At 42.8% G+C, this 25,620-nt stretch carries 14 protein-coding genes and 1 pseudogene; 5 read left to right on the top strand and 10 right to left on the bottom strand.

Features of this window, described 5'->3' with window-relative positions; translation table 11 throughout:
• Positions 1-809: 809 nt before the first annotated feature.
• The 4 genes from ileS to M886_RS12655 all read left to right on the top strand — a co-directional run bounded on the left by ileS (position 810) and on the right by M886_RS12655 (position 8,989).
• Entirely contained in the window at positions 810-3,986 is a 3,177-nt protein-coding gene (gene ileS / locus M886_RS12675) for an isoleucine--tRNA ligase (RefSeq protein WP_048051282.1), read from the top strand.
• A 78-nt stretch (positions 3,987-4,064) separates the two neighbouring features.
• The gene (locus M886_RS12670; protein WP_011034869.1) at positions 4,065-4,706 is read left to right on the top strand and encodes a 6-hydroxymethylpterin diphosphokinase MptE-like protein; all 642 of its coding nucleotides are present in this window, start codon (positions 4,065-4,067) and stop codon (positions 4,704-4,706) included.
• 2,174 nt (positions 4,707-6,880) lie between these two features.
• Positions 6,881-7,078 (top strand): hypothetical protein, encoded by a 198-nt coding sequence (locus M886_RS17905; protein ID WP_011034871.1) that lies wholly within the window; start codon positions 6,881-6,883, stop codon positions 7,076-7,078.
• A gap of 534 nt (positions 7,079-7,612) precedes the next feature.
• Entirely contained in the window at positions 7,613-8,989 is a 1,377-nt protein-coding gene (locus M886_RS12655) for an ATP-binding protein (protein WP_011034873.1), read from the top strand.
• 48 nt (positions 8,990-9,037) lie between these two features.
• Here M886_RS12655 and M886_RS12650 read toward each other — a convergent pair whose 3' ends face one another.
• The 9 genes from M886_RS12650 to M886_RS12610 all read right to left on the bottom strand — a co-directional run bounded on the left by M886_RS12650 (position 9,038) and on the right by M886_RS12610 (position 22,320).
• Positions 9,038-10,282, bottom strand: coding sequence for a hypothetical protein (locus tag M886_RS12650; protein ID WP_048051281.1), 1,245 nt, complete (start codon positions 10,280-10,282; stop codon positions 9,038-9,040).
• A 454-nt stretch (positions 10,283-10,736) separates the two neighbouring features.
• Positions 10,737-11,390, bottom strand: coding sequence for a DUF6036 family nucleotidyltransferase (locus M886_RS12645; RefSeq protein WP_011034875.1), 654 nt, complete (start codon positions 11,388-11,390; stop codon positions 10,737-10,739).
• A 1-nt stretch (position 11,391) separates the two neighbouring features.
• Positions 11,392-12,285 (bottom strand): hypothetical protein, encoded by an 894-nt coding sequence (locus M886_RS12640; RefSeq protein WP_048051280.1) that lies wholly within the window; start codon positions 12,283-12,285, stop codon positions 11,392-11,394.
• Positions 12,286-12,506: 221 nt separating this feature from the next.
• Positions 12,507-15,947, bottom strand: a complete 3,441-nt coding sequence (locus tag M886_RS12635; protein WP_048051279.1) for a DEAD/DEAH box helicase family protein — start codon at positions 15,945-15,947, stop codon at positions 12,507-12,509.
• A complete protein-coding gene (locus M886_RS12630) occupies positions 15,947-18,055 on the bottom strand; it encodes a GmrSD restriction endonuclease domain-containing protein (RefSeq protein WP_048036458.1) in 2,109 nt (702 codons plus the stop codon). The genes M886_RS12635 and M886_RS12630 overlap by 1 nt, the downstream gene beginning before the upstream one ends.
• Positions 18,056-19,219 carry a restriction endonuclease subunit S gene (locus tag M886_RS12625; RefSeq protein ID WP_048040349.1) on the bottom strand — a complete coding sequence of 388 codons (1,164 nt, stop codon included), beginning with the start codon at positions 19,217-19,219 and terminating at the stop codon, positions 18,056-18,058. It abuts the gene before it with no gap.
• Complete coding sequence (locus tag M886_RS12620; protein WP_048044682.1) at positions 19,216-20,754, bottom strand: class I SAM-dependent DNA methyltransferase; 1,539 nt, start codon at positions 20,752-20,754, stop codon at positions 19,216-19,218. Before M886_RS12620 ends, M886_RS12625 begins: the two co-directional genes overlap by 4 nt.
• Before the next feature lie 564 nt (positions 20,755-21,318).
• Positions 21,319-21,741: a hypothetical protein gene (locus M886_RS12615; protein WP_226987623.1), complete on the bottom strand. Its 423-nt coding sequence runs from the start codon at positions 21,739-21,741 to the stop codon at positions 21,319-21,321.
• Positions 21,742-21,954: 213 nt separating this feature from the next.
• Positions 21,955-22,320 (bottom strand): ribbon-helix-helix domain-containing protein, encoded by a 366-nt coding sequence (locus M886_RS12610; protein WP_048036453.1) that lies wholly within the window; start codon positions 22,318-22,320, stop codon positions 21,955-21,957.
• Positions 22,321-22,461: 141 nt separating this feature from the next.
• On the opposite strand from M886_RS12610, the gene M886_RS12605 reads away from it, so the two are divergent.
• Positions 22,462-23,751 carry a sensor histidine kinase gene (locus M886_RS12605; protein ID WP_226987622.1) on the top strand — a complete coding sequence of 430 codons (1,290 nt, stop codon included), beginning with the start codon at positions 22,462-22,464 and terminating at the stop codon, positions 23,749-23,751.
• 122 nt (positions 23,752-23,873) lie between these two features.
• On the opposite strand, the pseudogene M886_RS12600 reads toward M886_RS12605, so the two are convergent.
• Positions 23,874-25,307, bottom strand: a pseudogene (locus tag M886_RS12600) (IS66-like element ISMma14 family transposase).
• Positions 25,308-25,620 lie beyond the last annotated feature (313 nt).

Genomic DNA, 25,620 nt, shown 5'->3' with positions numbered 1-25,620 from the left:
AAGAACCATTTTATACAGACTTTATACAGACCCGGGTAGAAAGAAAAAAAGAGCAGGCAGATCAAATCCTGTTTTTTGAAACAGTTCTATCTCTTTCGCCGAGCGGGAAAAGAACAATCAGGAAAAATGAGGGTTTCTCTAGTCAAGTATATAAAGATCCTCCAACTCCTTTATGAACCTCACGTTTCTTCTTCCAAATTAGCCCTTTTTTCTTCCAAATTAGTCCTTTCTCCTTCCAAATTGGTCCTCTTGAGCGAGCAAAGCGAGCGAAAAGGACACCGCCCTCCCGAGGCGGGACTCGGGCGAGACGAGAATCGGGCGAGACGAGAATCGGCGAGACGTGCTCGGGAGATGTGAAATTCGGAAAACAATAGATTAACTTTTCTGAGGTCACAAAAAGCTTAAATTAAGTACAGTAATACTGAATAAACTGATTTGGTGTACATCAGGCCTTTTTATCTGCCTGAAATCGCAGGTTTGTTTTTCAGGTAAGGATTTTTGTACGTCAAATATTTGACTGAGTTAATTATTATACATGGCTGGTAACGGACATTAAATATACTTTAATATATTTGGTACCTTACCTGTCAGAAGTTTGTTATTAGTCAGATATTTATTATTCACTGACCAGTAATCTACCTGAAAATCACTCATAAATCCGGCTAATGGCAGTCATGTCAATATAAGCCTGTGAGTATAAATGCTGTCATCATCAGCCTGTCATAATTACTTATTAGCAGTTTATCAAAAATTAACAGGATTGAATAGACGGTTTACCTCAATTTATCTTTCATCAGGGAGACTCCCATATGATAAAAGAAATCACTGCCAAATATGACGCAGAACAAATAGAAAAAAAAGTAACGCAGTTCTGGGAAGACAGCGATGCCTATCGGAAAACCCGTGAGCACCGCAAGACCGGAAAAAGACTTTTTTTCGTTGACGGTCCTCCGTACACCACGGGACATATTCACCTGGGGACTGCCTGGAACAAGATCATTAAAGATTCCATTCTCCGCTATTATTCCATGAACAACCGCTACATTCTTGAGCGCCCTGGCTGGGACATGCACGGCCTTCCTATTGAGGTTAAGGTCGAAGGCGTTCTCGGCTTCAAGTCCAAAAAGGACATTGAAAGCTTCGGGGTAGAGAACTTTATTGAAAAATGCAAGGAATTCGCTATCAAGCAGAAGCAGGCAATGACCGAGCAGTTCCAGAGGCTCGGAGTATGGCTCCAGTGGCCAGACCCCTATATGACCTTAAAAGACGAGTATATCGAAGCTGCCTGGTGGACTCTCAAGCAGGCAAGTGAAAAGGATCTCCTTGAAGTGGGCAAGCGTTCCGTAAACTGGTGCCCGCGCTGTGAGACTGCAATTGCAGACTCCGAGGTCGAATATTCTGAAAGGACTGACCCTTCAATCTATGTCAAATTCAGGGTCAAAGGCGAAGAAAACACTTTCATAGTCATCTGGACAACCACGCCCTGGACAATCCCTGCAAACGTGGCAGTGGCTGTTCACCCTGCTTACGAGTACTCCAAATTCAGGGCAATCAGGCAGGACGGCTCGGAAGAAATCCTTATCGCAGCCACTGAACTTATTAAAAACGTCCTCAAGCAGGGCAGGTATACGGACTTTGAAGTGCTTGAGACTATGCTCGGGGAAGAGTTAACAAAGCTCGAATACGAAAGCCCTGTCGGGGACCTCGTGCCTGTCCAGAACGAGATAAAGCACGGTGTTTACCTTGCAGACTTCGTAACCGTGGAAAATACAGGCTGTGTACATATCGCGCCCGGACACGGTATGGACGACTTCAACCTCGGAGCAAAGCATAAGCTCCCTATCCTCTGTCCCGTTGGCTCAAACGGTTCATATACCGAAGAAGCAGGGGAATATGCCGGCAAGAACGTTAAAGAAGCAAACCCCATTATAATCGAAGACCTCAAAGCCCGCAACAGGCTCCTTGCCGAAGGCACGGTCACACACAGGTATGGGCACTGCTGGCGCTGCAAGACCCCCATCATCTACCTTGCAACTGAGCAGTGGTTCCTCAAGGTTACCGAAATCAAGGAAAAAATGCTCGAAGAAATTGATGCGGTAGACTGGTACCCTGACTGGGCAGGTTCAGCCAGGTTCAGGACCTGGGTTGAGGGTGCACGTGACTGGTGCATTTCCAGGCAGCGTTACTGGGGAATTCCAATTCCTGTGTGGAAATGCAAAAAATGCGGAAAGCTCGAGGTAATAGGTACAAAAGCAGAACTTCTGGAAAAGGCAGGATTAAACGGCGATATAGAACTTCACCGCCCCTATGTGGACAGAGTTACCGTACCCTGTGAGTGCGGCGGGGAGAAAAAGCGTGTTGAAGATGTCTTTGACGTCTGGTTTGACTCGGCTGTAGCTTCCTGGGCAACCCTCAAGTTCCCGCAGACCCGGGATCAGTTTGATGAATGGTGGCCTGCTGACTTTATTACCGAAGGGCATGACCAGACAAGAGGATGGTTCTATTCCCAGCTCGGAGCAAGCATGGTCGGCTTTGGAAGGGCTCCCTATAAGAGCGTGCTCATGCACGGGTTTACCCTTGACGCCGGCGGAAAGAAGATGTCCAAGAGCCTTGGAAACGTAATTTCACCTCTGGATATCATAGGCAGGTTCGGGGCGGATACCCTGCGCGCTTACGTGCTCTCCTCAAGTGCGCCCTGGGACGACCTCAAGTTTAATCTGGAAGAAGTTGAGACCATCCACCGTTCTATCAACATCCTCTGGAACGTTTTCAGGTTCCCGCTGCCGTACATGGCACTTGACAACTTTGACCCCATGCAGGTCAGCCTTGATTCCGTAAGAGATGCCCTGCGCGAAGAAGACAGGTGGATTCTCTCAAGAGCCCAGTCCGTGGTAAAATCTGTGGACGAAGCCATGAGCGGGTACTTGCTGCACAAAGCAGTCCGTGAGATCCTCGATTTTACTCTCGAAGACCTCTCACGCTGGTACATCCAGCTTATCCGCCCGAGAACCTGGACCGAGGCTGACGACCCTGACAAGCTTGCAGCTTACTGTGTGCTTTACGAGGTCTATGTAACCATTACAAAACTGATCTCGCCTTTCATGCCCTACCTGGCTGAAGAGATGTACCAGAACCTTATCAGGAACGTGGACCCGAAAGCTCCAGAATCTGTCCATATGTGCGATTGGCCGAAGGTCAATGAAGCTTACCTTGACACCAAACTTGAAGAAGCCATGAACACCGCACGCTCAATTGTGGAAGCTGCCTCAAACGCCCGCCAGAAGGCAGGAAGAAAACTCAGGTGGCCCATTTCCAGAATTGTTGTCTCCCCTGAAAGCGAGGATGCAGCAAGAGCTGTTGAAAGGCTGCGTTCTGTCCTTATGGACCAGACAAATTCCAAAGACATTGTGCTCACAGGCGTGGGCAAGAGCTGGGATGAACTCGGGCTTGAGGTTATTCCTGATCCCGGAAAGATAGGACCTGTATTCAAGAGGGACGCCGGAAAGGTTGTCCCTGCCCTGCAGAAAGTTGACGGCTTTGCTCTAAAGAAAGCCTTTGCCGAAGCAGGCGAATTCGAGCTTACCCTGGCTGATGGAAGCACTGTTAAGGTTACTCCGGAAATGGCAAACTTTAAAGAGACCCTGCCTGAAGGAACAGCCAGTGCCGAGTCCGATGCCGGTCCTGTTTATGTGGATGCAAACCTTACTCCCGAGCTCGAAGCTGAAGGGTATGCAAGGGAAGTAATCCGCAGGCTTCAGGACATGAGGAAAGAGCTTGACCTTGTTGTGGACGAAAACATTCAGGTTTCTGTCCGGATTGAAGACGAAAGGGTATTGAAGCTCGTTGAAACCCTCAAAGGCCTCATCGCAGAAGAGGTTAGAGCCGATGTATTTGATATCGGCAGCGGGGTCAATGTTTCCGGAGACCTTGTAAAGGACTGGGATGTGGAAGGCATTGCCATGAAAATGGGAATTGCAAAGAAATAATTTAGAAATTTATTTAGGAACATAACTCAAGAAAGAAATCTAAACTCAGAAACGAAAAACAGGAAAGGAGTTATACATATGGACTTTGCTGCCTGGGAGCCGATATATGAAAGAATTCTTAAGGACTTCGGGTTCGACCGCGAAGGTGATGAAAAGGCAGCCAGGTTCCTTTCCAGCATGCTGACTGTGAAAAATACTGTCAGCCTTTCTGAACTCGAAGCTGTGATTTCGGAAAAGCCAGTCCTGGCCTGTGGAAATGCTCCCGGGCTGAGGGCTGAACTTTCAAAAATTGATCTTTCCGCTTTTGTTATTATTGCAGCCGACGGAGCTTCTGCTGCTTTTATGGACATGGGACGGGTGCCTGAGGTCATATGTACTGACCTGGACGGCAATTCCGAATCTGATCTAGAAAAAGAGATCGTTGCCTGTGAGCAGGGCTCTATTGTCCTTATCCACGCCCACGGAGACAACCTGGATAAGCTGGAAAAATACGTTCCCAGGTTCAAACGCTTTATTGCGACCACCCAGGCAGAGCCCTTCGATAAAGTATATAATTTCGGCGGGTTCAGTGACGGGGACCGATGCGTTTTTGTAGCCCAGAACTTCAGGGCTAAAAGTGTCAGGCTTGCAGGGTTTGATTTTGAAGACCCGTGTGTAAATCCGATTAAGAAAAAGAAGTTAAAATGGGCTAAAGAATTGATCGGAATGCTGGGAGTTTGAATTTAAAGGCTTTTCTTCAGGAGACGGCAGTTATATAAAATAAGAATTCATGCTTATTTATATTATAGCTAATTATAAATCTTCTTAACGAAGAAGGACTTTTCAAGAAAAAAAACCAATTGAAATAGTTTATAATTAGAAAGGGTTATCTGCCGTTTCAGCTGATTTTAAAATCTCTAAAGTTTTTTGTCTGAGTTAAAAGGGTTTATAATCCCTCAGTTTCCACTAAAAACCTTATTTTTCTCTTTTTTGCATAAAAGGCAAATAAAAAACTTATTTCAGGAATTTACAGTTAAAATTATCACCGGCAATTTAAATTTAGAAGTTAGTCATTTATTTACAGCATTATTTCTCCAAAATCTCAAGGACTATTTAATGATAAGTATCGTTAATTCTGTTGATTTTATATATCCAGCGAGTATATATTTATTTATACTCTCAGGCAATTAAAGTTTAGTCTGTATTCCCTGTAAACAGGAAGTGAAACCGGACTAACATGTATAATAATTGTACTGAGTAGAATATGATTGTGGGGGTTGATAAAAGAGTTTGACTGTAAGGAGTGATTATACTATTAAATGACTAATTTTAACTCAAAAACTCCATTCTTTCCACTAATGTACAGAAAAAACAGGATAATAAACTAAAGACATATACAAATAAAATCAGGAGGAAAATATAATGGGATTTTTCAGTCTCTATTACAGCAAGGTAACAGTGATCTATTCAAAGACAACCCTCAGCATCTTTGGCTGGTTCTTCTGAAGTTAAATAAAGCAGAATGAACTGCCTGAGCTGAACAAATCTTCTCATAGCCATCCTTTCAAAATATAATGAACACGTCCCCGGGGTTGTTATATTTTGAATTTATGGCTTATGCTTATTTTTACTGATAACATCTGGTCATAATACACTCTTTTTCAGGCTTTAGACTCTTTTTACAGGCTTCCTGTATAATTCTTTAAAAATTGGCTGTATTCCACATATTTTAAACTAAAAAATGTTTAAACCAGCTTAATCAAATTGGTATGCTAAACTTTTATTTTTCAGAAATGATTAAGGAATGGTAAAAATACAACTTCAAATATTCACTTTGGGAATGGCTTCATGGTCATTGCTAAAGACAATATCAAGAACAAAAATCATGAAATTATATCTTCTTTATTCCTAAGTCATTTTACAGGATTTTTTACTTAGAAATCTACTTTAAAAATTTCTTCAATTTTTTTCATTACTGCAGGAAAAGCTGAAGTTAAATTGTATGTATCTTAAAAGTGTTGTATTCTCTTCTTCGGGCAAGATAGCCTTATTTGAGAGCATTAATGAGATTTAGTTCTGAAAGGGGATCTGGATGTGCCTGAACCTTTATTTCCGCCTGGGAAATATGCTGAATAACAATATCCTGATATTTCCGGGTATTTCCTGGGGTTATAATTTTTAAATTAAAAGGAAAAGAAAGCTTGATTTCGGGCTGCATTTCTGCGCGGATTTTCCAAGTCTACCAATAATAAGAAAATATTATTCTTGTGAATTTATATAATTTATCAATATCTATTTATTTTATACTCTCTGGCGACCACGATTAAATCTGCTCCTTTCTGAATGAAAATCGATCTAAAATTTCTCAAAAAGAGTTGCCGTGAGTAAAACACCAGACGGGGGGGTCGATAAAGGGTTAGGTTTAATGGATAATCTAGCAGGAAAAAACTTGCATAACCTTAAGAACCCACTTTCTTAATATGTAAAGATCAAGAACCGTTTAGTAAATAGTGGAGGGAAATAATATGTGTGGATGCTACAGTTTCTTTAACTTAAAATGGTGTTTCTTTAAGATAAAATTCTTTAAATGTTTCCAGAACTTCTGTGGCTGCAGATAGTAATACAGGCTGAGCCAGTAGCTTAGCCGGCAGATTACTGAATATTAAAGAAAATATAATCTTCAGTCATCAAATCAGGGTATTAAAGGCGTTTTCAATAAATTCGATACTTTCAATAACTTCGACACTTTCAATAACTTCTTATTCCCCGATTTGGTGACTATCTATCTTTATTTCTTTATATGTTTTCATTTCAGGATATATATAATAATTTGAATAATCTCTATGGATTTTTTTAATTATACTGAAAAGCTGTTTTTCAGGTTTTATCCTTCGGTATGCGTGGAGTAATGCAAAATGAAAAAGGGAAAATGTCCGAAATGCGGAAGCGAAAATCTCGATCCAGGCCACATAATTGGAGAACGTATAGGTTATGAGTCTGACAGTGAATGCTATTTTACCGGCCCAATGCGCGAATTTAAAGTGTATGTTTGTCTGGATTGCGGATTTACCGAATTTTATGTAGATGTGAAAAATCAAAAAGGTGAAGTTTGAATTTGTATTAAATACCTGTTATAAGCTGAACAGGCGGCATAGATAGTACAAATTACAGATATAACAGATAGTACAAATTACAGATGTAACGGATATAACAGATATAACAAATAGCAGATAAAACAGATATAAAAGATATGACAAATAATAAATTTTCAGGAAAAACTCAACGGAAAAACATATTGTGTTTCCTGGGAGTTCATAAGTGGGAAAGAAGTGGAGGGCTGAATATTTACTCTTCAAATGTAAGAGAAAAATATTTCTTATGCAAAAGATGCGGGAAAAAGAAAACGGTATATGAGCCTAAAAAAGACTGAAATGCTTTATGACTATCCTGCTAAAATTTCTAAAAAACAACATAACGATAAAAATCTAAAAAACAACATAACGATAAAAATCTAAAGAAACAATATAACGATAAAAATCTAAAAAATAATGCTAGCGATAAAAATGCCCGGTTTATGTCCGTCCATTTAAAAGGTCAAATCTGCCAGAATAACTATATAGTTTCACTTCATAAATTATTATGATCACATGCAGAGAATTGAACTCCTTCCCCTGGTTCTTGACAATCAAACCTTTTTCCAAAACTGCCCGGACATAATCCCCCGCATCATTCCGTTTTCTCCCTGTCTGGATGGGAGTGAGGTCAATTTTATCTGCGGCCCTCTTCATACAGGCAAGACATCTTTTTTGAGGCAGGTTGCAGGCTCTTTGCAGGGTTTGAAGGTTTACATCAATTTCGAGGACAGCAGATTTAGAGACCTGAAACCCGAAACCCTCCAGGAAATCAAGGAAATAGCAGCTGAGTATTGCATAAAAGGACCTGAAGATGAGGAAGGACTTGCAGGAAAAGATATAGATGATAAGGAAAGACCTGAAGTGCCTGTTTCTTATTTCCTTGATGAGATCCATTACCTTCCCGGGTGGGGAGACCGGGTTTACAGCCTTCAAAATGATGGAGCACGCGTATTTGTAACATCTTCTTCCGCCGGTATTATATCTAAGGAAATTTCTTCGCGCTTTGCAGATGGGATTAAAATCATCAGGCTGCTGCCTTTTTCCTTTAAAGAATATCTCACCCTTAAAGGGCTCAGGGTACCAAGACCCAATTTCCTTACTCCATCAAGGTGTGACGAAATGCTGTGCCTGTTCCTTCAATATTTTGAAAACGGCGGCTTTCCGGAGATCATCAAAAGCGGAGATTTCAGGCTTTCCAGGAAGTATTTTGAAGAAACTTTGCAAAAAGAAATTATTGAAAGGCATACTATTCAGGACCCTGAAGGGCTGAAAAAGCTTGCAGTATTTTTGATCTCGAATATGGCATCGGAATATTCAATTGACACTCTGAAACGGGCAGGCGGAATCAAGGATGAAGCCACTGTCCGAAATTATCTGGACTACCTTGAAGAGGCTTTTTTACTGTACCGGGTCCCCATGTTCAGGCATAAATCCGAAAAACCGGATTACGGGAAAGAAGGTGAAAATGAAAATGAGAGAGAAAGCAATATCCCGTGCAAAGTATATGCCGGGGACACAGGCTTTTTCAAGTCAGTATTCCCCAGATATCCTGACAGCCTGGGGCTGAGGTTTGAAAACCTTGTCTTCCTTGAGCTTCTCAGAAAGGGAAAGCAGGTCTATTATTTCCATAACACAAGAGAATGTGATTTCCTTATAGCCGAAAAAGAAAGCCAAAAAGTTACGGCTGCAGTTCAGGTCTGCCTCTGCTTCGGGGGTACTGCAGTAAGGGAAAGGGAGGTTCTCGGGCTTATGGAAGCCATGGAAGAATTCGGGCTTAACGAGGGGCTCATCCTTACCATGGATGACGAAGAGGTTATGGAAATAGAAGGGAAGGACGGAGAAAATAAAAGAATAATAATTAACTCTGTCTGGAAATGGATGCTGGAATAAACCCTATTCTGGTTCTGGAATAAACTCGATTTTCATACAGTTTTTCCGTTACACATTTTCACGTTTTCTTCTGATTTCCGTAGAAGATGTTCCATCATCTTCGTATTTATCCAGGGATACAATCTCGCAAAATTCAGGGACATCAGGATTGATGCAAAATTCAGTTGATTTTCTGTGAAATACCATAAAGCGTATATTCTTCTCCTTAAAATGCTTTAAAATGGCAGGTATGTTGACTGTGCCTCCATAATATTTCGCGTCAAACAGCCTGTTAAAAGTATCTGCTCCGATGATAAAGGTGCTGTCCGGGAAAAGGTCCGCTTTCTGAAGGAAAAGCGGCGCATTCGTCAGACAAATGCCGCCCATGAAGTTTTCTTTTTTGTGTATCCTTAAAGAATCAAGCCTCTGGTTCAGTGAAATAAAATCTATGGGAGGCTTGTCCACATTTGTCAACGAAATTTCGAAGTGGACGGGCTCCCCAAGCTTTTCCGAAGCCAGTCTTGCCATAAGGACGTGATTTCTATGGCAGGGGTCAAAAGATCCGGGGAACACAAGCCTGATCTTTTCGGGCTCTTCAGGCTCTCCGGGTTCTTCGAAGGCTTCTGGTTCTTTTAAATTGATTCTGGCCATGCTCAGGGTTTCATAATTATTATCCTGACTAATCTTCCGCTGTTTCAGGAGATCTCCAACAGGCCTGGAGACAAACTCATATTTTTCAATAACCTCTTCATTTTTTCCTTCCCCTGTTTCAATCACGTCCGATAAATCTATCTCATAAACTCCGCAGTGACGGGCAAGTACATTGAAAATCAGGAGCGCAGCAATCTTTTCTTCCTCTTCCCTTGTCCTGTCTGCTGTCAATTCAAGAGAACTTACTCCTGTCTTACAGTCTGCCTGGATGGCAACATGGATTTCGTGCTTCCTGCCTTCCCGTTCGTTTTCTGCTTTTAGTTTGCAGGTCGCTCCAATCCCTATTATTTCCTGGCCTGCAAACTCATTTGCTTTAGACAGTTCAAGGGCTCGCTGGTAAGCGACCATTGCCATTAATCTCGCAGTTTTTTCAGAGCAGTATTTTTCAGGCTTCCTGCCGAGAAAACGGTCCATGGAATCTGTACTGTAAGGAACGACAGCATCAAGTACAGTTGCAGAGCCGCTGCCGTGGCGGAGGAGCTCCCCAATAATTTCTGCCCCGCCGCCGGTTATTGCAAGGACGGTTTTGCAGGGTGATCTGTGAATCTGGAAAATGTGTTCAATAGGCACACTGGATTTATCTGTAGCCAATTTGTCTACCATCAGTTCTGTGAATACATTTGATGAGATTATAAATATTATTATTCACGGCAGCCTACCTTTATTTACATGATACCGATTCAAAAACTCAAACTTCAGGTCCCCAATATTTTCGTGCATAAGTGCCTTGAAACCGGGGTTCATTTGGCTTTCAGTTACCAGGGCTCTCACCGGTCGAAAGCGCTGTGAAGCGAACGGCTTTCCCAAAATGCAAAAATAATTCAATCTGCTGTAACAAAATTAACAAAAACAGTTTTACCAGTATTTTCTATTAAAATACGAATAATTTAAATAATTTCTTATTTTACTGGAAATTATTTGCTATTATGTGTCTGATTTTTCTCGGTTAATGTGGAGTTTTCGCCACATTCGTATATAAAGTATGTGAACATTTCCACATAATGCTAAATCAAAAATTAAATTTTTGTTTAACTTTCTGTTCAACTCCCGTATTTTCTTAATTCATTTCATAATATTCTTCGCTCAGTCTTTCCACTTCCTCAAGTATTGGAATATAGAGTCCTTCGTCTGCAAGTATGTCAAGTCTTTCTCCAACCCACGTTATCCATACATTCTGTCCACTTAATTTTATTTGGTTTTTAAGTTCGTCAAGGATTATTTCCCATTCAACTCCTCTTTTTGCAAGAGAAATACAGTCTTCAATGTCCCCGCTCCTTTCGGTCATTGTCTTGAACAGGAAAACATCTTCATTGGAGCAAAGATAAACAGCAAGTTTGTCCAGAACTAAATATTCTCTGCCTCGTTCTATCATCGAATCTGTGACCGAAAACTTTCCGCAGACACTTGTCTGAAAAAGATCTATTCTGAAATCTTCTCGCTCAAGGACCTGACTAATGTTTAAATGGATGTATTCAGAAGTTGGTTTTGTATTTTTAAAACCAAGAATATTGAGAGTATTTTCAAATAGCTTAAACTCATGACCATTTCGAACTACGAGGTCTATGTCTTTTGTTGCAGGTTTAAGACCCTGTTCCAGAAGTACGGTCCCGCCGATAACAAAAATTGCAAGTTTTTCAGTTTCAGGAGTTCTGGGCAAGAAGTTATCAATTTCCTTAAAAAGCTTCTGAATTTCCTCTACACTTTCTATCATGTTACTTCCTTTCCTTTATCTCAATTCCATAAATCTCCGCTTTCTCCTTTATTTCTTCAAAAGAAGGATATCCCTTGACCCTTTCCCCCTGCAGGACAAGTTTCAGGTTTTCAACGATGTCGTGCTTAATATCCTTTAATTCTCCCTCAAACTTACAATAGAACAGTGCAAGGAATATGAAATGCCTGACTGAAGGCTCTTTTTCCGCAACATAAAGCGCATGCCGGAAGATATCTTCTTTTGTAAGCTCTTTTTCCGGCTCTTTTTCCGAATAGTAGTAATAGGTTGTTGGCAAAAGGATCTTAATCCCCTCTTTTTCAAAAACCGAGAACCCTGTTTTTTCCCCGGAATCACTATCATACTTATTGGAATAGATGACCTCACCCCTATCCCTGTAGTATATTATCGAGTTATAGGGCACTCGCGGATCAAGAAGCCTTTCGACATCCCTTATTTCCCTTAGAAGGTCAGCCACATCTCCCCAGAGCTTTTCATTGAGTGCATAAAGATCCCCATCCTTTTTTACCAGGCTTATTTTCAGGGCTTTTTTCAAGAAAGCATATACAGTGCTCTTTTTCACATCCGCTTCTTCAGTGATTTCATCTACAGTTTTTGCTTCAAGAAGAGAGATGAGAATTGAGATTCCGGAATCTGCCAGAAGAGGGATTAAGTTCGGGTAAGAATCGAGAACTCGGGTAAGCCTGACCATCAACGTGCTTTTTTTCGGGATGATTTTCCCTGCTGAGATGGAGGCAAGGTCTTTTTCTTCAAGCTTTTGTACGATTCGGTAAATGTGCTTTTCACTTTTTTTGAGAGCTTCGGCTACGGCGCTTATTGAGGTGTTACCTTTTGCGAGTTCTGCGATAATCTGGAGTTCGGTCTTTGAAAAATGCATTAATTCCAATAATATGCGAATAGAATATAAGGTTTCGTATTTTAGTGGAAAAATTATAAGTTTGTGCAAGAGCTTCTTGCACAAATTTTCTCTTAGCTAGGAAAGATTTTCATAATTTTGGAGTCTTTTCCTCGCAAATCAGCAAACCGAGTATATCAGTCTTAATCATATACGCACTGTGTAGACTATTTGCTCATAACCCCTGAAGCAGTTCAAAAACCTTAAGCAATAATTTGTTGCAAACCCGAAGAAGCAAGCGCTGTTGCTGTTATCTGTTCCAGTGCTGTTATCAGCTCATCCACCTGCACCGAGGTAAAAAGCCCATCTGGACCCTGTGGTGTAAGGTCAGTAAATGGCGATTCGTAAAGTAACGACGCATCCATTGCCCCGTGTTCGGTAAGGTGGTTAATGATCAGGTTTATGAACTCTATCTGGTTTGCCGTCAGTGTCTTGCCCAGCAGGAATGTTGCCAGTGACTTTTTTGCAGCTTCCCTGTCAAGTCCTATCAGTGAGCGCACGAAGAGGCCGAGTCCGTTTGAAATCTCTTTAGCACGGGCAATTTCTTCCGGTCCTCCTAACCCGCTTTCAGAGAGTATCCTTTCCAGATTATCAAGATCAGATGCAGTCAAGGGCTCGTTCATCCTGAGCTTATGTATGACAGCATTGTCCTGATGTTCCAGGAGGAAAGCCCGGGTCTTGGCACGAAACTTCTCAAAATTTCCGGATGCAGCAAAGCCAGGCAATTCCACATTGATTTCGCCGCCCATTTCGTCTTTGAAATCTGTGTAAATCGGCTTTCTGCTGTGTTTTTCTATAAGTTTTACCAGGTCACGGAGACGCCGTCTAAGTTTTTCCAGCATTGGAGTTGTAACATTCTCCCACCATTCATCGGTCTGCACGTCCAGAATCAGAGGCATCTGGTCGCGTACCATAGGGATGGCAGATTTTTCTTCCAGAAGACCTGCAATATCCCTTACCCTGTCACGCAGGCGCTCAAAACCAGGTTCTGAACGAAGCAGAGCGAGCTGCAGGTTCAGGACAAGGAGGTCAAAACGCTTTGCCTCTTCTACTTCAGGCTGCAGTTCCGAAGGCAGGCCTGCGACTTCGTGGGAAAGTTCGGAGAGGTCTTCACCGGAGAGCTTCAACCAGGCTTCGGGCTTTGAGTATTTCTCGACAAGACGCCTTTTTGGGCGCACGACAAAGTTGTCCGGGTTCATCGAGGCAATTTCACTGTGAAGCGCTTCGGCAATCAAAAAGCGAACTTCTACTTCTGTTTCTGGCTCGCCGTATATTTCGGGGGTTTCTGCACCGGCGCCACAATCGCTGTTAGCTTTAAGTTTTTTGTCCAGCTCGGAGAGCAGTTCTAGCCGTGATTTGAACAGGCGCGTTCCAAGCGAATCTCCCAGTGAACCGTCAGTGGTTTCAGGGTTCTGGCTGAAGAACTCAAGGTTCTGGCAGTAATCGAAAAGGTAAAAGAACTGTTTGTCCTTTCCGGGTTCGAAAAGGTCAGGACAGAGCCTTGTGCCTCGCCCCACCATCTGCCAGAACTTTGTCCGGGAACGCACCAGTTTGAAGAATACCAGGTTAACAACCTCAGGCACATCGATCCCGGTATCGAGCATGTCCACTGAGATTGCAATATGCGGGGCTTTTTCTTTGACCGAGAAATTGTCTATCAGGCTCTGGGCATATTCGGTCTTGAAAGTGATTACACGGGCGAATTCACCCTTGAAATGCGGATAATTTGCATTGAACCGCTCGGCAATGTACTCGGCATGAGCCTGGTTTTTGGCAAAGAGGATGGTCTTTCCAAGGCGGTCGCCGCCAGCGACTTTCAGGCCACGTTCCATCATGTGGGAAAGTACTTTGTCCACGGTGTCCCTGTTAAACAGCCATTTGTTGACGGCTTCGGCTTCTACCCTATTGGGGATTTCTCCGTCTTCATCCCCCCAGTCAAGAGATTCCCACTGTTCCTTATCTTCATCAGAGAGATCGTCGTAATTGATCCCCTGGCGCTGGAACTTAAGGGGCACTGAAACAGCTTGCGGAGGGACAAGGAATCCGTCTTTTACGGCTTCTTCGAGCTGGTAGGCGTCTGTGGGGACACCGGGCTCGAGGTCAAAGAGGCTGTAGGTGTTGCGTTCGATTTCGTTTTTTGGGGTTGCAGTAAGGCCAACAAGCAGAGAATCAAAGTAATCGAAAATAGCTTTATATTTTTTGAAAACGGAGCGGTGGGCTTCATCGATAATTACAATGTCGAAGTGCCCTACTCCAAAGCGGCGCTGCCCGCTGTTTATTTCTTCTATCTGTTTCATCATTGTGGGATAGGTGGAAACAAAAACCCGCCCATCGGTGTCCTTTTCCGTGACAAGGTTCACAGGGGCGGAGTCTGGAAGGTGCTTTTTGAAAGCGTTTACAGCCTGGTTGACAAGAGCTACCCTGTCTGCAAGGAAAAGCACGCGTTTTACCCAGTTGCAGCGCATGAGGAGGTCGCAGAGCGCGATTACGGTTCGGGTCTTGCCTGCGCCTGTTGCCATTACTATGAGGGCTTTCCTGTCATTGTCCTTTTCAAAAGCTTCCCCTATGCGCCGGATGGCTCTGGTCTGGTAGTAGCGTTCGACGATTGCGGAATTTATCTCAGATTCAGAGAGAGGCCTTCGGCTTTTGCGCCTCTGGATGAGGAGTTCCAGTTCGGATTTTTTGTAGAAGCCCTGGACCTGCCTTGGAGGATACATGGAGTCATCCCAGACCCAGGTCTCGTACCCGTTTGAGTAGAAGATCACAGGCCTTTGCCCGAACTGGTTTTCGAGGCAGTCGGCATAGAGTTTTGCCTGCTGCTGGCCGACCCGAGGGTCTCTTGTGGTGCGTTTTGCTTCGACAAGGGCAAGGGGTTTGCCGTCGTCACCCCAGAGCACGTAGTCTACAAATCCGATCCCTTTTTCGTTTGGCATACCCGAAACTTCAAATTCCCTGTCCTGAGCTTTATCGAGGGGCCAGCCGGCTTCTTTAAGCAGGAGGTCAATCAGGCTTTTCCGGGTCTCAGCTTCGGAATAATCGTGGGTGTCCGTCAGCAGGGCTGAAGCTTCTTTTGCTTTTGCGACTTCGGCACGCAGGCGTTTGAGTTCTTCGTCCAGTGCGGATTTGTCGGAGAGAAGCTCAGAGAGTTTTTCGTCTTTTTCACGGAGGCTGGCTTCAAGGTTCCGGAGCTGCTCCATTGTCTGCCTGGGTACGGTTGTTTTCGGCAGTTCGTCAGGGTTGAAGCTCAGCCCTGGCTCAGGCTTTTCTTTTCTTGCATAGGTGCGGGCAAGCCAGTAGCTGATGTGAAAAAGTTCGTTTATGGCTGTTAAAGAATCATGCAGCAGGACTGTGCTATTGCTGTGAACAGCCTGGTTTCCAAGTCGGATAATGACCCGCGCTTTGTTGAAGATTGCCTCTCCCGCAACCTTCTTGAATGTTGGCTCATGGATAAGAGCACTCAAATTTTCCTGATACGGCAGAAGCAGGGAATAATCGTGCTTGTACATCCACTGCACAGCCAGCTCCAGAGCCCTGCGAGCGTAAAAACAGGCAGTGCGAGGGTCAGGATAGACTGCATTTGAGGCTTTTTCGGCTGCCTCATACAGAGAAGGCCATTCGGCTTCGAGAAAGGCAAAATTAGTCATTAATATCCTCCGTTATCCATCTGGTGTTCGAAAGATTGCCGCACCAGACCTATTACATAGGGCAGGTCATTCAGTGATCCGAGGCCGACTTTTACGTCTCCATTTCCCCAACAACCGACATCGGAAACGTCCTTGCAGAGCCCTTTTGGGTCGTTTATGGCAGAAAAAGGTAGATTGAGCGACAGGATCAGCCGTTTGGCTTGTGGTATCACATCCACAAAGTTAGTCTCAGCTTTATAGGCGACATAAAGCTTGAGAAACTCCTCGGTTACACAGGGATCAAGAGCTAATACTTCCTTGCGGAAGGCTTCGAAAAGCTCATGCACTGTTCCCGTTAACAGGTATGGATGATCTTCAATTGTGTAACCAGATGCTGTAGCCTTTGGCCTGTACGCCTCAAGGGTATCGGTAGTCAGTTTTGGCATTGCCCATACATTAAGAGCTGTTTCTGCCAGCCTGCTTGCCCTTTCTTTAATTGTCTCTTCATTCCACTGGTCGAGCTGACCAAGTCCTTTATTGAGTTTGAGCGGGCTTTCCTTAAAACCGCCAGGCATGTCACGTTTCTCTGCGAAAGACCTGTCACTATATTCTGAGTTGTAGCCAGTGAGTGTGAGGTTGCCAAGAGTATGAAGCCACGTTTCATGAATTCGTTTCCACTCTATGCCAAGTTCTGTTTTCCAGTCTGTGGAGAGATTCTCATTCTGTGGCATTATATGCTCGATAGTATACTCATCTACCTGCACACGTTCTTTACGTTCGTAGTTTTCCAAACGTCTTATCCAATAGCTGCGGCTTCGGAAGTTGTAGAGGTCCCGGATTTTCAATTCACGCCTGAACTCTTCATCGTTTGGAAAGCGGCGATATGATGGCAATTGAAAAAAGTATACCTGGATGCTTTTGAGATAACGATCCTTTTTTAGAGCTCTGGAAAAGGTTGCAAAGGTCTTGTTCATCGAGTTTGTAGGGATAGAACAGATAGCACGCCGGAACACATAGGATTCGATCAGCCGAACTGCTGCAACAAAATCTTCTCTTGACAGCATTCCGGTTGCATAGTCGTGATAAAGTTCGAGCAAGAATGGATAAGCTACATCTACTCTAAGCTCGCGTAAGTCGTGGAAAGCAAGTTTCAAATCCGGATCTGTCTCTTTTCCGAGTGCCATAGCGCAGAAGTAGCGGGAAAAGGTCCGGATGTCTGCTACAAGCGCTTCTACTCCTGCCTGTGCCGTTTTTGTGGAATTAGCATGAACCTTAAAAGCTTCATAAACTTCACCTATTCTGGGGATCTCTCCAGTTTTAACGGTCAGGTAATGACGCATGAAGCCATCAAACTGCTCACTGTAAGCTTCCTGTCCGAAGTCCACTTCCATTGGCCGCCAGAACTGTTCATAAAGCCTTGTCTGTAATTGCGGTTCCAGCCCCATAAGGATGTAGTTGCGGATTAGATCGGCCTGGCCAAGTTCTTTGCCGGTTGAGTTCATGCTTTCAAAAATAAGCTGCGGGTTGTCCTGATCGCGATTGAGTGCGATATCAACCACTATAAGCTTTGCCAGCCCTTTACACAGAGAAGTTAGATTTTCTTTACATCCGGCAATCCATGACTCGAAAAGTTTGAAATTTTCTGTTATCCGCAGAGAGTACTCTTTTGGCTGTTCTCTGTTGGAGACGATAGAGGTAAGCGAATCCTTATCAGTCTGTGAAAGGATAAGTTTGTAATATTTTTCTCCCTCTTCTTCAGGGTTGAGTAAATAATAATTGCGCAGTTTTCGAGGTGAAAACCCTTCCAGAGGTTCACGTCTTTCTTCATCCAATTTTTCCAGAGCTCTGGCAAGGGCAGCTATCAGCAGGGTTACTGTGGTTAGACGCTGCTGACCGTCAATTACGAGCAGAGGAGACTGATTGGTTACATGATAGATTCCTTTTTCTATGTAAACAATAGAGCCAACAAAGTGAGCTGAGATATCGTCATTACTGCCTGTACGAAGAATATCATCCCATAACTGCTGACACTCTTTTTCAGTCCATGAGTAAGTGCGTTGGTATATGGGAATTACAAATTGAGGGGATTTTCTGAGAAAATCAAGAAGTTTGGCTTCAGTGGCTTTCATTTACAGTTCGCCCCTGAAAGCCCGGTACTGGAGAGAGGCAAAAAGCTCATTCAATTCTGCCAGCGAGGCTTTGTGCACAATTTTCATCCTTTCCAAGGTATCAATACGGTGGGAAAATTCTTTTTGGAGGTGAAGAGGTGGGAGGAAGATTTTGATTTTAACCATCCTGGTCAAGCCCAGATCCCGATTCGCAATTCCATGTGTCAGTACCTGTGACTGTTGGTAGCAGAACTCATTATTGAGCATTGATTCTAACCATAGAGAATCGACCTTCTCTGGGTCAGGCTTCAAGAGTGATACGTGGACCCAGATGGCGAATAGTCGATCAGTTTTTACAGTCGCTGCAAGTCCTGTGGTTCCACCCTTCGTGTAGAGGATGTCACCTCTTTCAGGTTTGCACTTTCTCCACTGAATTTCGGCGTCCTCTTTACTAATAAATTTCAAATCCTCCCAAGTAATTTCTCCCGCTCGCACATGTCGCGTTGAAAGGAACGGTACTCCATTTTCTGTATATTCTGGGCTGACGTGAGGACCATCCGAGGCACTGAATATTACGTCTCCAAGCTTGGCGTGTAGCCATCCTTTAGGATTAGCTACAGGATCACCGAACATATCTATGAAAATAGCTTGAGTAAGTTCATCAAGCTGAGCAAGAGAGGCTCGACGTTTAGCTCGAAGAGCCTCCGCACGGTCCAGAATATCTGCAATCCTTTTTTGTTCCTCCAGAGGGGGAAGTGGGATTTTGATCTTCTCTACAAACGCTGGGCGTGCTCTTAGTAAAGAGCCCCCTACACCCGAAACTGTGCTCATGAATTTTGAATGGAAAGGATCACTAACTAAAACATGCCGAAGATAATTTGGATATATTTTTTCACTTCGAAAGACAATCCACTCACCGGACGCGATTATTCTCCGGCCTTGTTTTTCACCGACAACCCATGAGCGGCGAATGTGTGGAACTATTTTAGAAAGAAGGACATCACCGGGCTCAACAATTTGTTTGGTTGAACCGATTAATTTACCGGCCACCACTTCCGGTTGTCTACTATCAAAAGCAGGAATACTATAAAGGTCGAAGACTTCACCCGGGAACTTTGAAGGGTCTACTGAACCAGATTTCTTCGCCATAATCTCGCCGAGCGAAATTGTCTGGACTCCATTCATTCCAGCATCTCCCCTAACTCTGTCATCCCCTGCTGAATTTCAGCTTCCAGCTTTGCGAGGCTTTCAAGTATCTCTTTCGGGGCTCTGTATTCCACTTCCTCATGCACAACTTCCTTGTAGCGGTTCAGGGAAAGGTCGTAACCCTGGGCTGCGATGTCGGCTTTTGGCACGCAGAAGCTCTGTTCTGTCCTGGCACGTTTGAGTTCGCCGTAATTGCGCTCCTGCCAGCGGGCAAGGACATCAGGCAGGTTATTTTTCGCGTGCTCGTCCTCAGAAAGCTCTGCTGACGGAACAGGACCCAGTTTATCCTCGCTCAAAAGCGGGCTCCGCTTATCGTCAAGGCTCCAGCCGTCCGCCTGCATATCGTAGAACCAGACGTGGTCCGTGCCTCCTGAATTTGTTTTCGTAAAAAAGAGGATAGCAGTTGAAACCCCTGCATACGGCTTGAAAACGCCGCCCGGAAGCGAAACAACCGCATCAAGCTTCTGCTCCTCAACAAGCATCCGGCGGAGCTCCTTATGGGCTTTGCTTGAGCCGAAAAGCACGCCGTCAGGAACGATAACAGCAGCCCGTCCACCCGGCTTGAGGAGGCGCATAAAAAGGGCAACGAAAAGCAGTTCTGTCTTTTTGGTCTTGACAACCTTCAGGAGTTCCTTTGAAGTGCTCTCATAGTCGAGCGATCCGGCAAAAGGAGGATTTGCAAGCACAAGCGTATAGGCTTCTTCGTCGCTCGCGTAGTCCTGCGCCAGAGAGTCACGGTATCTGATGTCCGGGTTTTCCACGCCGTGCAGGAGCATATTCATGCTGCCTATGCGGAGCATCGTGTTGTCGAAATCAAACCCGTGGAACATCCTTTCGTGGAAATGCTTTTTCAGCTTCTCGTCGTGCAGGGTATTCGGGTGGTGCTTGCGCAGGTGTTCGCCGGCGCATACCAGAAAACCGGCAGTTCCGCATGCGGGATCACATATGATGTCTGTCGGCTGCGGTGCAGTCAGTTCCACCATAAGCTGGATAATGTGGCGCGGAGTCCTGAACTGGCCGTTCTGGCCGGCAGTTGCGATCTTGCCGAGCATATATTCGTAGAGGTCGCCTTTTGTGTCTCGGTCTTCCATCGGTACGTCGTCGAGAAGGTCCACGACCCTTGAAAGGAGAGCAGGCGTTGGAATCGTGAAGCGGGCACCTTCCATGTGTTTTGCATAGGTGGAATCGTCCCCTCCCAGTGTTCGCAGGAAAGGAAAAACGTGTTCGCTGACTACCGTAAACATCTCCGCAGGCGTGAAGTTTTTGAAACGGGACCAGCGCATATCTTCGTAGGGGAGGTTCCTTTCATCCTTGCCCTCGGGGAAAATGCGGCGCTCTATAGTGCGTTTGAGGCGGGCTGACTTGTTTTCTTCCAGCGTGTGGAGGTCGTCCAGCCTCCGTAAAAACAGCAGGTAAGTAATTTGTTCAATAACTTCGAGGGGGTTTGCTATCCCGCCGGACCAGAAAGTGTCCCATATACGGTCGATTTTGTTTTTCAGTTCACCTGTAATCATTTTTATTCCTCTGTAAATCCGGCTTGCAGCTTCATGTCCTGTTTCTTAACTGCGGTTCGGTTAACGTTATTTTCACTCATTTTTTAGCCTGAGATCTGTTCACAATTAGTGTTTTAATGAAAATTTCGGTTATCTGAGTCATTTTCTTTGAAGATTTTCTATTAAGGAATACCTGCTAATCTTTTTAACTCTTGCTCTTTTTCATAGTCTTTTCAAATTTACGGGTAGTCTTTTCTATCTTAAATTATTCCCTCTCTTTATTTTCTTTAGTTGTAGCAGGCAAGAAAAAACAAAAAAGGTTTTTCGCTTTTCATTTTGATTTTGAGAAGGCCGGGTGACTGAGACAACCGGTGAGAGCCTTGGCTATTAAAAGTAAAATACAAAAAAGGATGCCATAAAATCAGGAAATCAAATCCAAAAAAGATTTAGGGATGATAAAACAAAATCTTTTATGCCAGCACGGATATGAGATTGTGTCTAAATCTCTATCCATTTTACTTTGTGAGTCTTTTACAGTTCTGGATTCACAACTCAGTAAGGTAATGATGACGAGGAGTTATGAATTCATAGCCTGATAAACTGGGAACAAGAATCTAACAAAAAATAGAGAGTATTTTTCTTCGTGTAACTTCCCGGTTCTTCCGGGTCAGCGAAATAGAGCCTTTTTCTATCTGGACAATACATGCCAAGCTCAAGCTGGATTCTCTCAATAATCCCCATGCAGCAGCTTTCTGTAACTCCGTAGTTTTCTTCCAAAACTTCTATCAGGTTTTCTACTTCAATTCCGTCATAGATAACTTTTTGCAGGCTCTTCAGGATACTTCTTACGAGTTCTTCTTCGGTTAAAGAATCCTGTATCTCGATATTTTCAATCACATACCTGCAAGCCTCCCTTTCTCCCTCGAAATGCAGATATTCCAGAGCAGATAACCTGATGTCATGGTACATATCACTATCACAAATCGGACAATGTATTTTTATAAACATTATTAACCCCTCTATATGATAATAAAATCACATCTAGCAATATAAGAACTAATCAAGCATGATGAAAGTAATCAAAAACTTGAGTGTGGAATAAATTTCTTGAGAACTAAAATGACATCATCCTCAAACTTGTGGTACACAGGTAGAGAAAGAACTATGCTTCTATAAAGGACTAACAGGTGCGACCCCCAATTTAATTATGTGAATAAGATTTTATTCAAAAAAAACTTTTCTAAGTTTTTGCTCTTTAGTTCCTTCCCCTTTTTCCGATTCCACAATATTTTTACTCAAATTTTCCAATTCCTTATATATAAGTACACCAAGCGTATCTTCAAGACTAAGATTTAATTTTTCAGATATCCTGGAAAGAATTTGAACATTTTTTTTAGATAAGAAAACCGGCTCCACTTCTTCTTTACCCCAATGTAAAAGCACAACCTTTTCGATATCCATTTTTTTTATTTGCATAACGCAAAACTCAATACCATGACTTCTACTGCTGAATATTTTTTCATCACACAATCTATCAAGCCATGATGCTAAATCGTTATCCATTGAGATAGTGAACCGTTCTTTCATCACTAAATCATATAACTGATTATAATATAAACAATTGTATGAAAATCGAACCAATACTAAATTACTTATAAGAATAAGTATTAGAATAGTATGATAATTACACCAACAAAGTGTCAAAAAAAATACGAAGAGGGAGGGAGAGTGCTGGATCGAAAGAGGAATGTAATAGAAGAGTCCTGCGGCACAATGTTTGGTACAGTTTCAAGACATTCATTAAGTATAATCATCCTGTTGACTCCTTTGTTTTTGATGGATAAAGGAGAAGAGAAAACAAAAGCAAAATCCACATCTTGGGAAAAAACAGCGTTTTTATGGAGAGAGGAAAACGAAAGTGAACTTTCGGGCAGGACGCTGCTGAATGATGAAAATGACTGCCGTTTACTCGTACAGAATATAAAAGGCTTTATAGGGTTCAGGGCGAATGAGAACTTTGAACCGGTATTTATTGATGGAGATGTGAAAGGCATAACCGGTTATGATAAAAAGGATTTTCTATCCAGAGAAGCAAGATGGTTAGAAATAATCGTATCTGAAGACTTACCTCTAATTTTTAAGAATGTAAAAACAGCTTTGTCTAACCCGGTTGCACCCGCCGAAATCGAGTATCGCATACGGAACAGAGATGGTGATATAAAGTGGATCAGGCAGGTTATTCAGAAAACTCCGTCGGGTTCTGGAAAGCACGGAGAAGTACAGGGATTTATTCGTGATATCACCGTAAGTAAACTGGCAGCAATTTCTCTGGAAAAAATTGAGAATGTACGCATAAAAGAAGTTAATCACAGGATAAAAAATAACCTTCAGGTGATCTCATCCCTGCTAAGTCTCGAAGCTGAAAAATCCACCGATCCGGAAATTCTTGAAGTCTTTCGGAAAAGTCAGAATCGTATAGCTACAATGTCTCTGATCCATCAAAAACTCTGCATAGGAGAAACACATATCATTGATTTTTCAGACTATCTTCGGAAACTTACTGAAGGACTTTTCGGTTCCTACCGGGTAGGAACTGAAAGGGTCAATCTGAGACTGGAACTCGAACAGGTTTATATGGCAACAGATACCGCAGTACCTCTTGGCATTATTGTCAACGAACTGGTTTCAAACTCTCTGAAACACGCCTTTCTACCTGGAGAAGGGGGAGAAATTCGAGTAAGTCTTTCCCGGATGAAGAATTACGAAAAAGAATTTAAAAACTCCGGAAACTCAGGAATTGTACCGAGCTACTCAAATGGAAAAGATTTACAGTTCATCCTGACCGTAGAAGACAATGGCCGGGGAATTCCGAAATTAGTGAACCTTCAGAATAGTAATTCTCTTGGATTGCAGCTCGTAAACATTTTTGTTGAACAGATCGGAGGTTCTATTGAACTTAAAAGAGACAGAGGGACAAAGTTTAATATCCACTTCAGTAAGCTAGAAAAAGAAAAATGAGGCTTTCCTAGACATTAATTTCAGTCAGGCATGTAAAAGTATGCTCTTGCTGTAGGGAATATGGCAAGTATAAGCCAACTTTCCGCAGTAAAATTTTAGATGTCATAATTATTTGTAACTGCTCAGAGTATAGTTAACGGCGCTCCTATGAGCGCCGCACGAATACCCTCTAAAACAGGTAAACCGTTCTTTTTTCCTGTAGAAATGTACGCCCTAATTCTGCAGAAAGCTTGCGCTCCCATTGCTTTTCTGAAAGTTCCCGATATTTTCTGCTGTAGTTTCATCATCCTGATATCTCTTTCTGCCTGATTATTATCAAATGGAACTTTCAAATCTGTCAGGAATCTCAGAATCTTTTCTTTGTGTTCTATAAACCTATCCAGCAGATTCCTTGATTTTGTTTTTGGATTTTTACCGCGTTTTCCCTGTTTTTCAGGATTTAGAGAATGCGGATTTTCTTCAAGCGCTCTAATGATAATTGCATCAAACCTTTCTTCCAATGCTTTAATTTGCTCAAAATCAGGTTCTCTTAATTGCTCTTTACACTCATCAGTGTATTTCTTCATCTCAGTGAGCAGTTCATTCATCTCTTTAGCCCATGTCTGTTTATAGTTCTCTTCAATTCCTGTAAGTTCTCTCTGTAAATGAGCGTTACACAGAGCATGATCACAATCATAAACGTTGTAAGGTTTCCATCCATCATGAACTGCTACTCCCTTAAACTTCGGAAGAATTCCCATAGCATCTATTGCTTCTGCTCCTCTTTTTGTATGAGCAAAATAACATGTGTATTTTTCATTAGAAGCTACATGAAGCCAGTGTCTTTTTCCTTCAATCTTCATACCAGTTTCATCAAAATTGATTACAGGCGAGGCTAATAACTTCTCTCTAATAACGTTTTCAAATTCCTCTAAATTCTGGAAACATTCTCTTTCTGCTCTAATTATCGTAGCAGGACAGATTTTTATTCCCATAATGTCTTCAAATAACTCAGAAATTCTATCATAAGGAACAAACTGGTAATTTTTACAGTAAATAGCTGAAGCTAAAATATTAGGGCCATACTGAACCGGATATTTCACTGATTCGGGAAAAACGGCTTTATTCAACTTTCCACAACAAGGACAGGTTTTAATCTGACTTTTATGTTCTGTAACAATTAGATTTACGGGAGGAATGTCAAAGACCTGTCTTCTCTCATAAGCTTCAACTTCAACATTCTCAAGGGTAGATCCGCATTCTTTGCAGCAGGTCAAAGAATGTTCTATTACCTACTCAGGATGATCAACCATATCAAGAGTCGTGCCTGGATGACCTTCCTGACCTCCAGGTTTCTTCCCGCTTGGTTTACGCAGACTCTTGGGATTAGGTTTCTCTTTGACAAAATAATCAGTAGAAGGAGGTCGACTGCTGTTACGACTGTTTTGATTTAAACGAGATTCTAAGGCTACAAGTCTTTCAGTGAGTTCTTTAACTTGAGATTCTAAACTCTCAATGTAAGCTACAATAATTTCAGGATTTGAAGCACAGTAAGAAAGAATCTCATCACGTTTCATAAAGCTAAAAAGGAATCATTTTATATCCAATTTTTCCTCGGAACGAGGAAAAATGTGTAGCCTCGTTAAGGCTACCTGAATAGTTACAATTATTTTTGTTATCGATTTGAAACTAACGTCGGGTAATTGGACATTTATGCATGAGGTAAAAGCAACTATAGGAGCTTTAGAGACTAAAAATGATATCAATTAATTATCATCAAGTTACACCAATGGTCAAAATTACTTAATCTGTTTCAAAAACGCAATCAGGGAAAATGTCGATTTTCTAAAAAATACTGCAGAACGTGGGTTGAACTTAGACTTCTCCTTT

The organism is Methanosarcina soligelidi, assembly GCF_000744315.1.
Lineage (GTDB): Archaea > Halobacteriota > Methanosarcinia > Methanosarcinales > Methanosarcinaceae > Methanosarcina > Methanosarcina mazei.
Note: the sequence above shows the minus strand (reverse complement) of the source record. Positions and strands in the feature narration are given on the sequence as shown.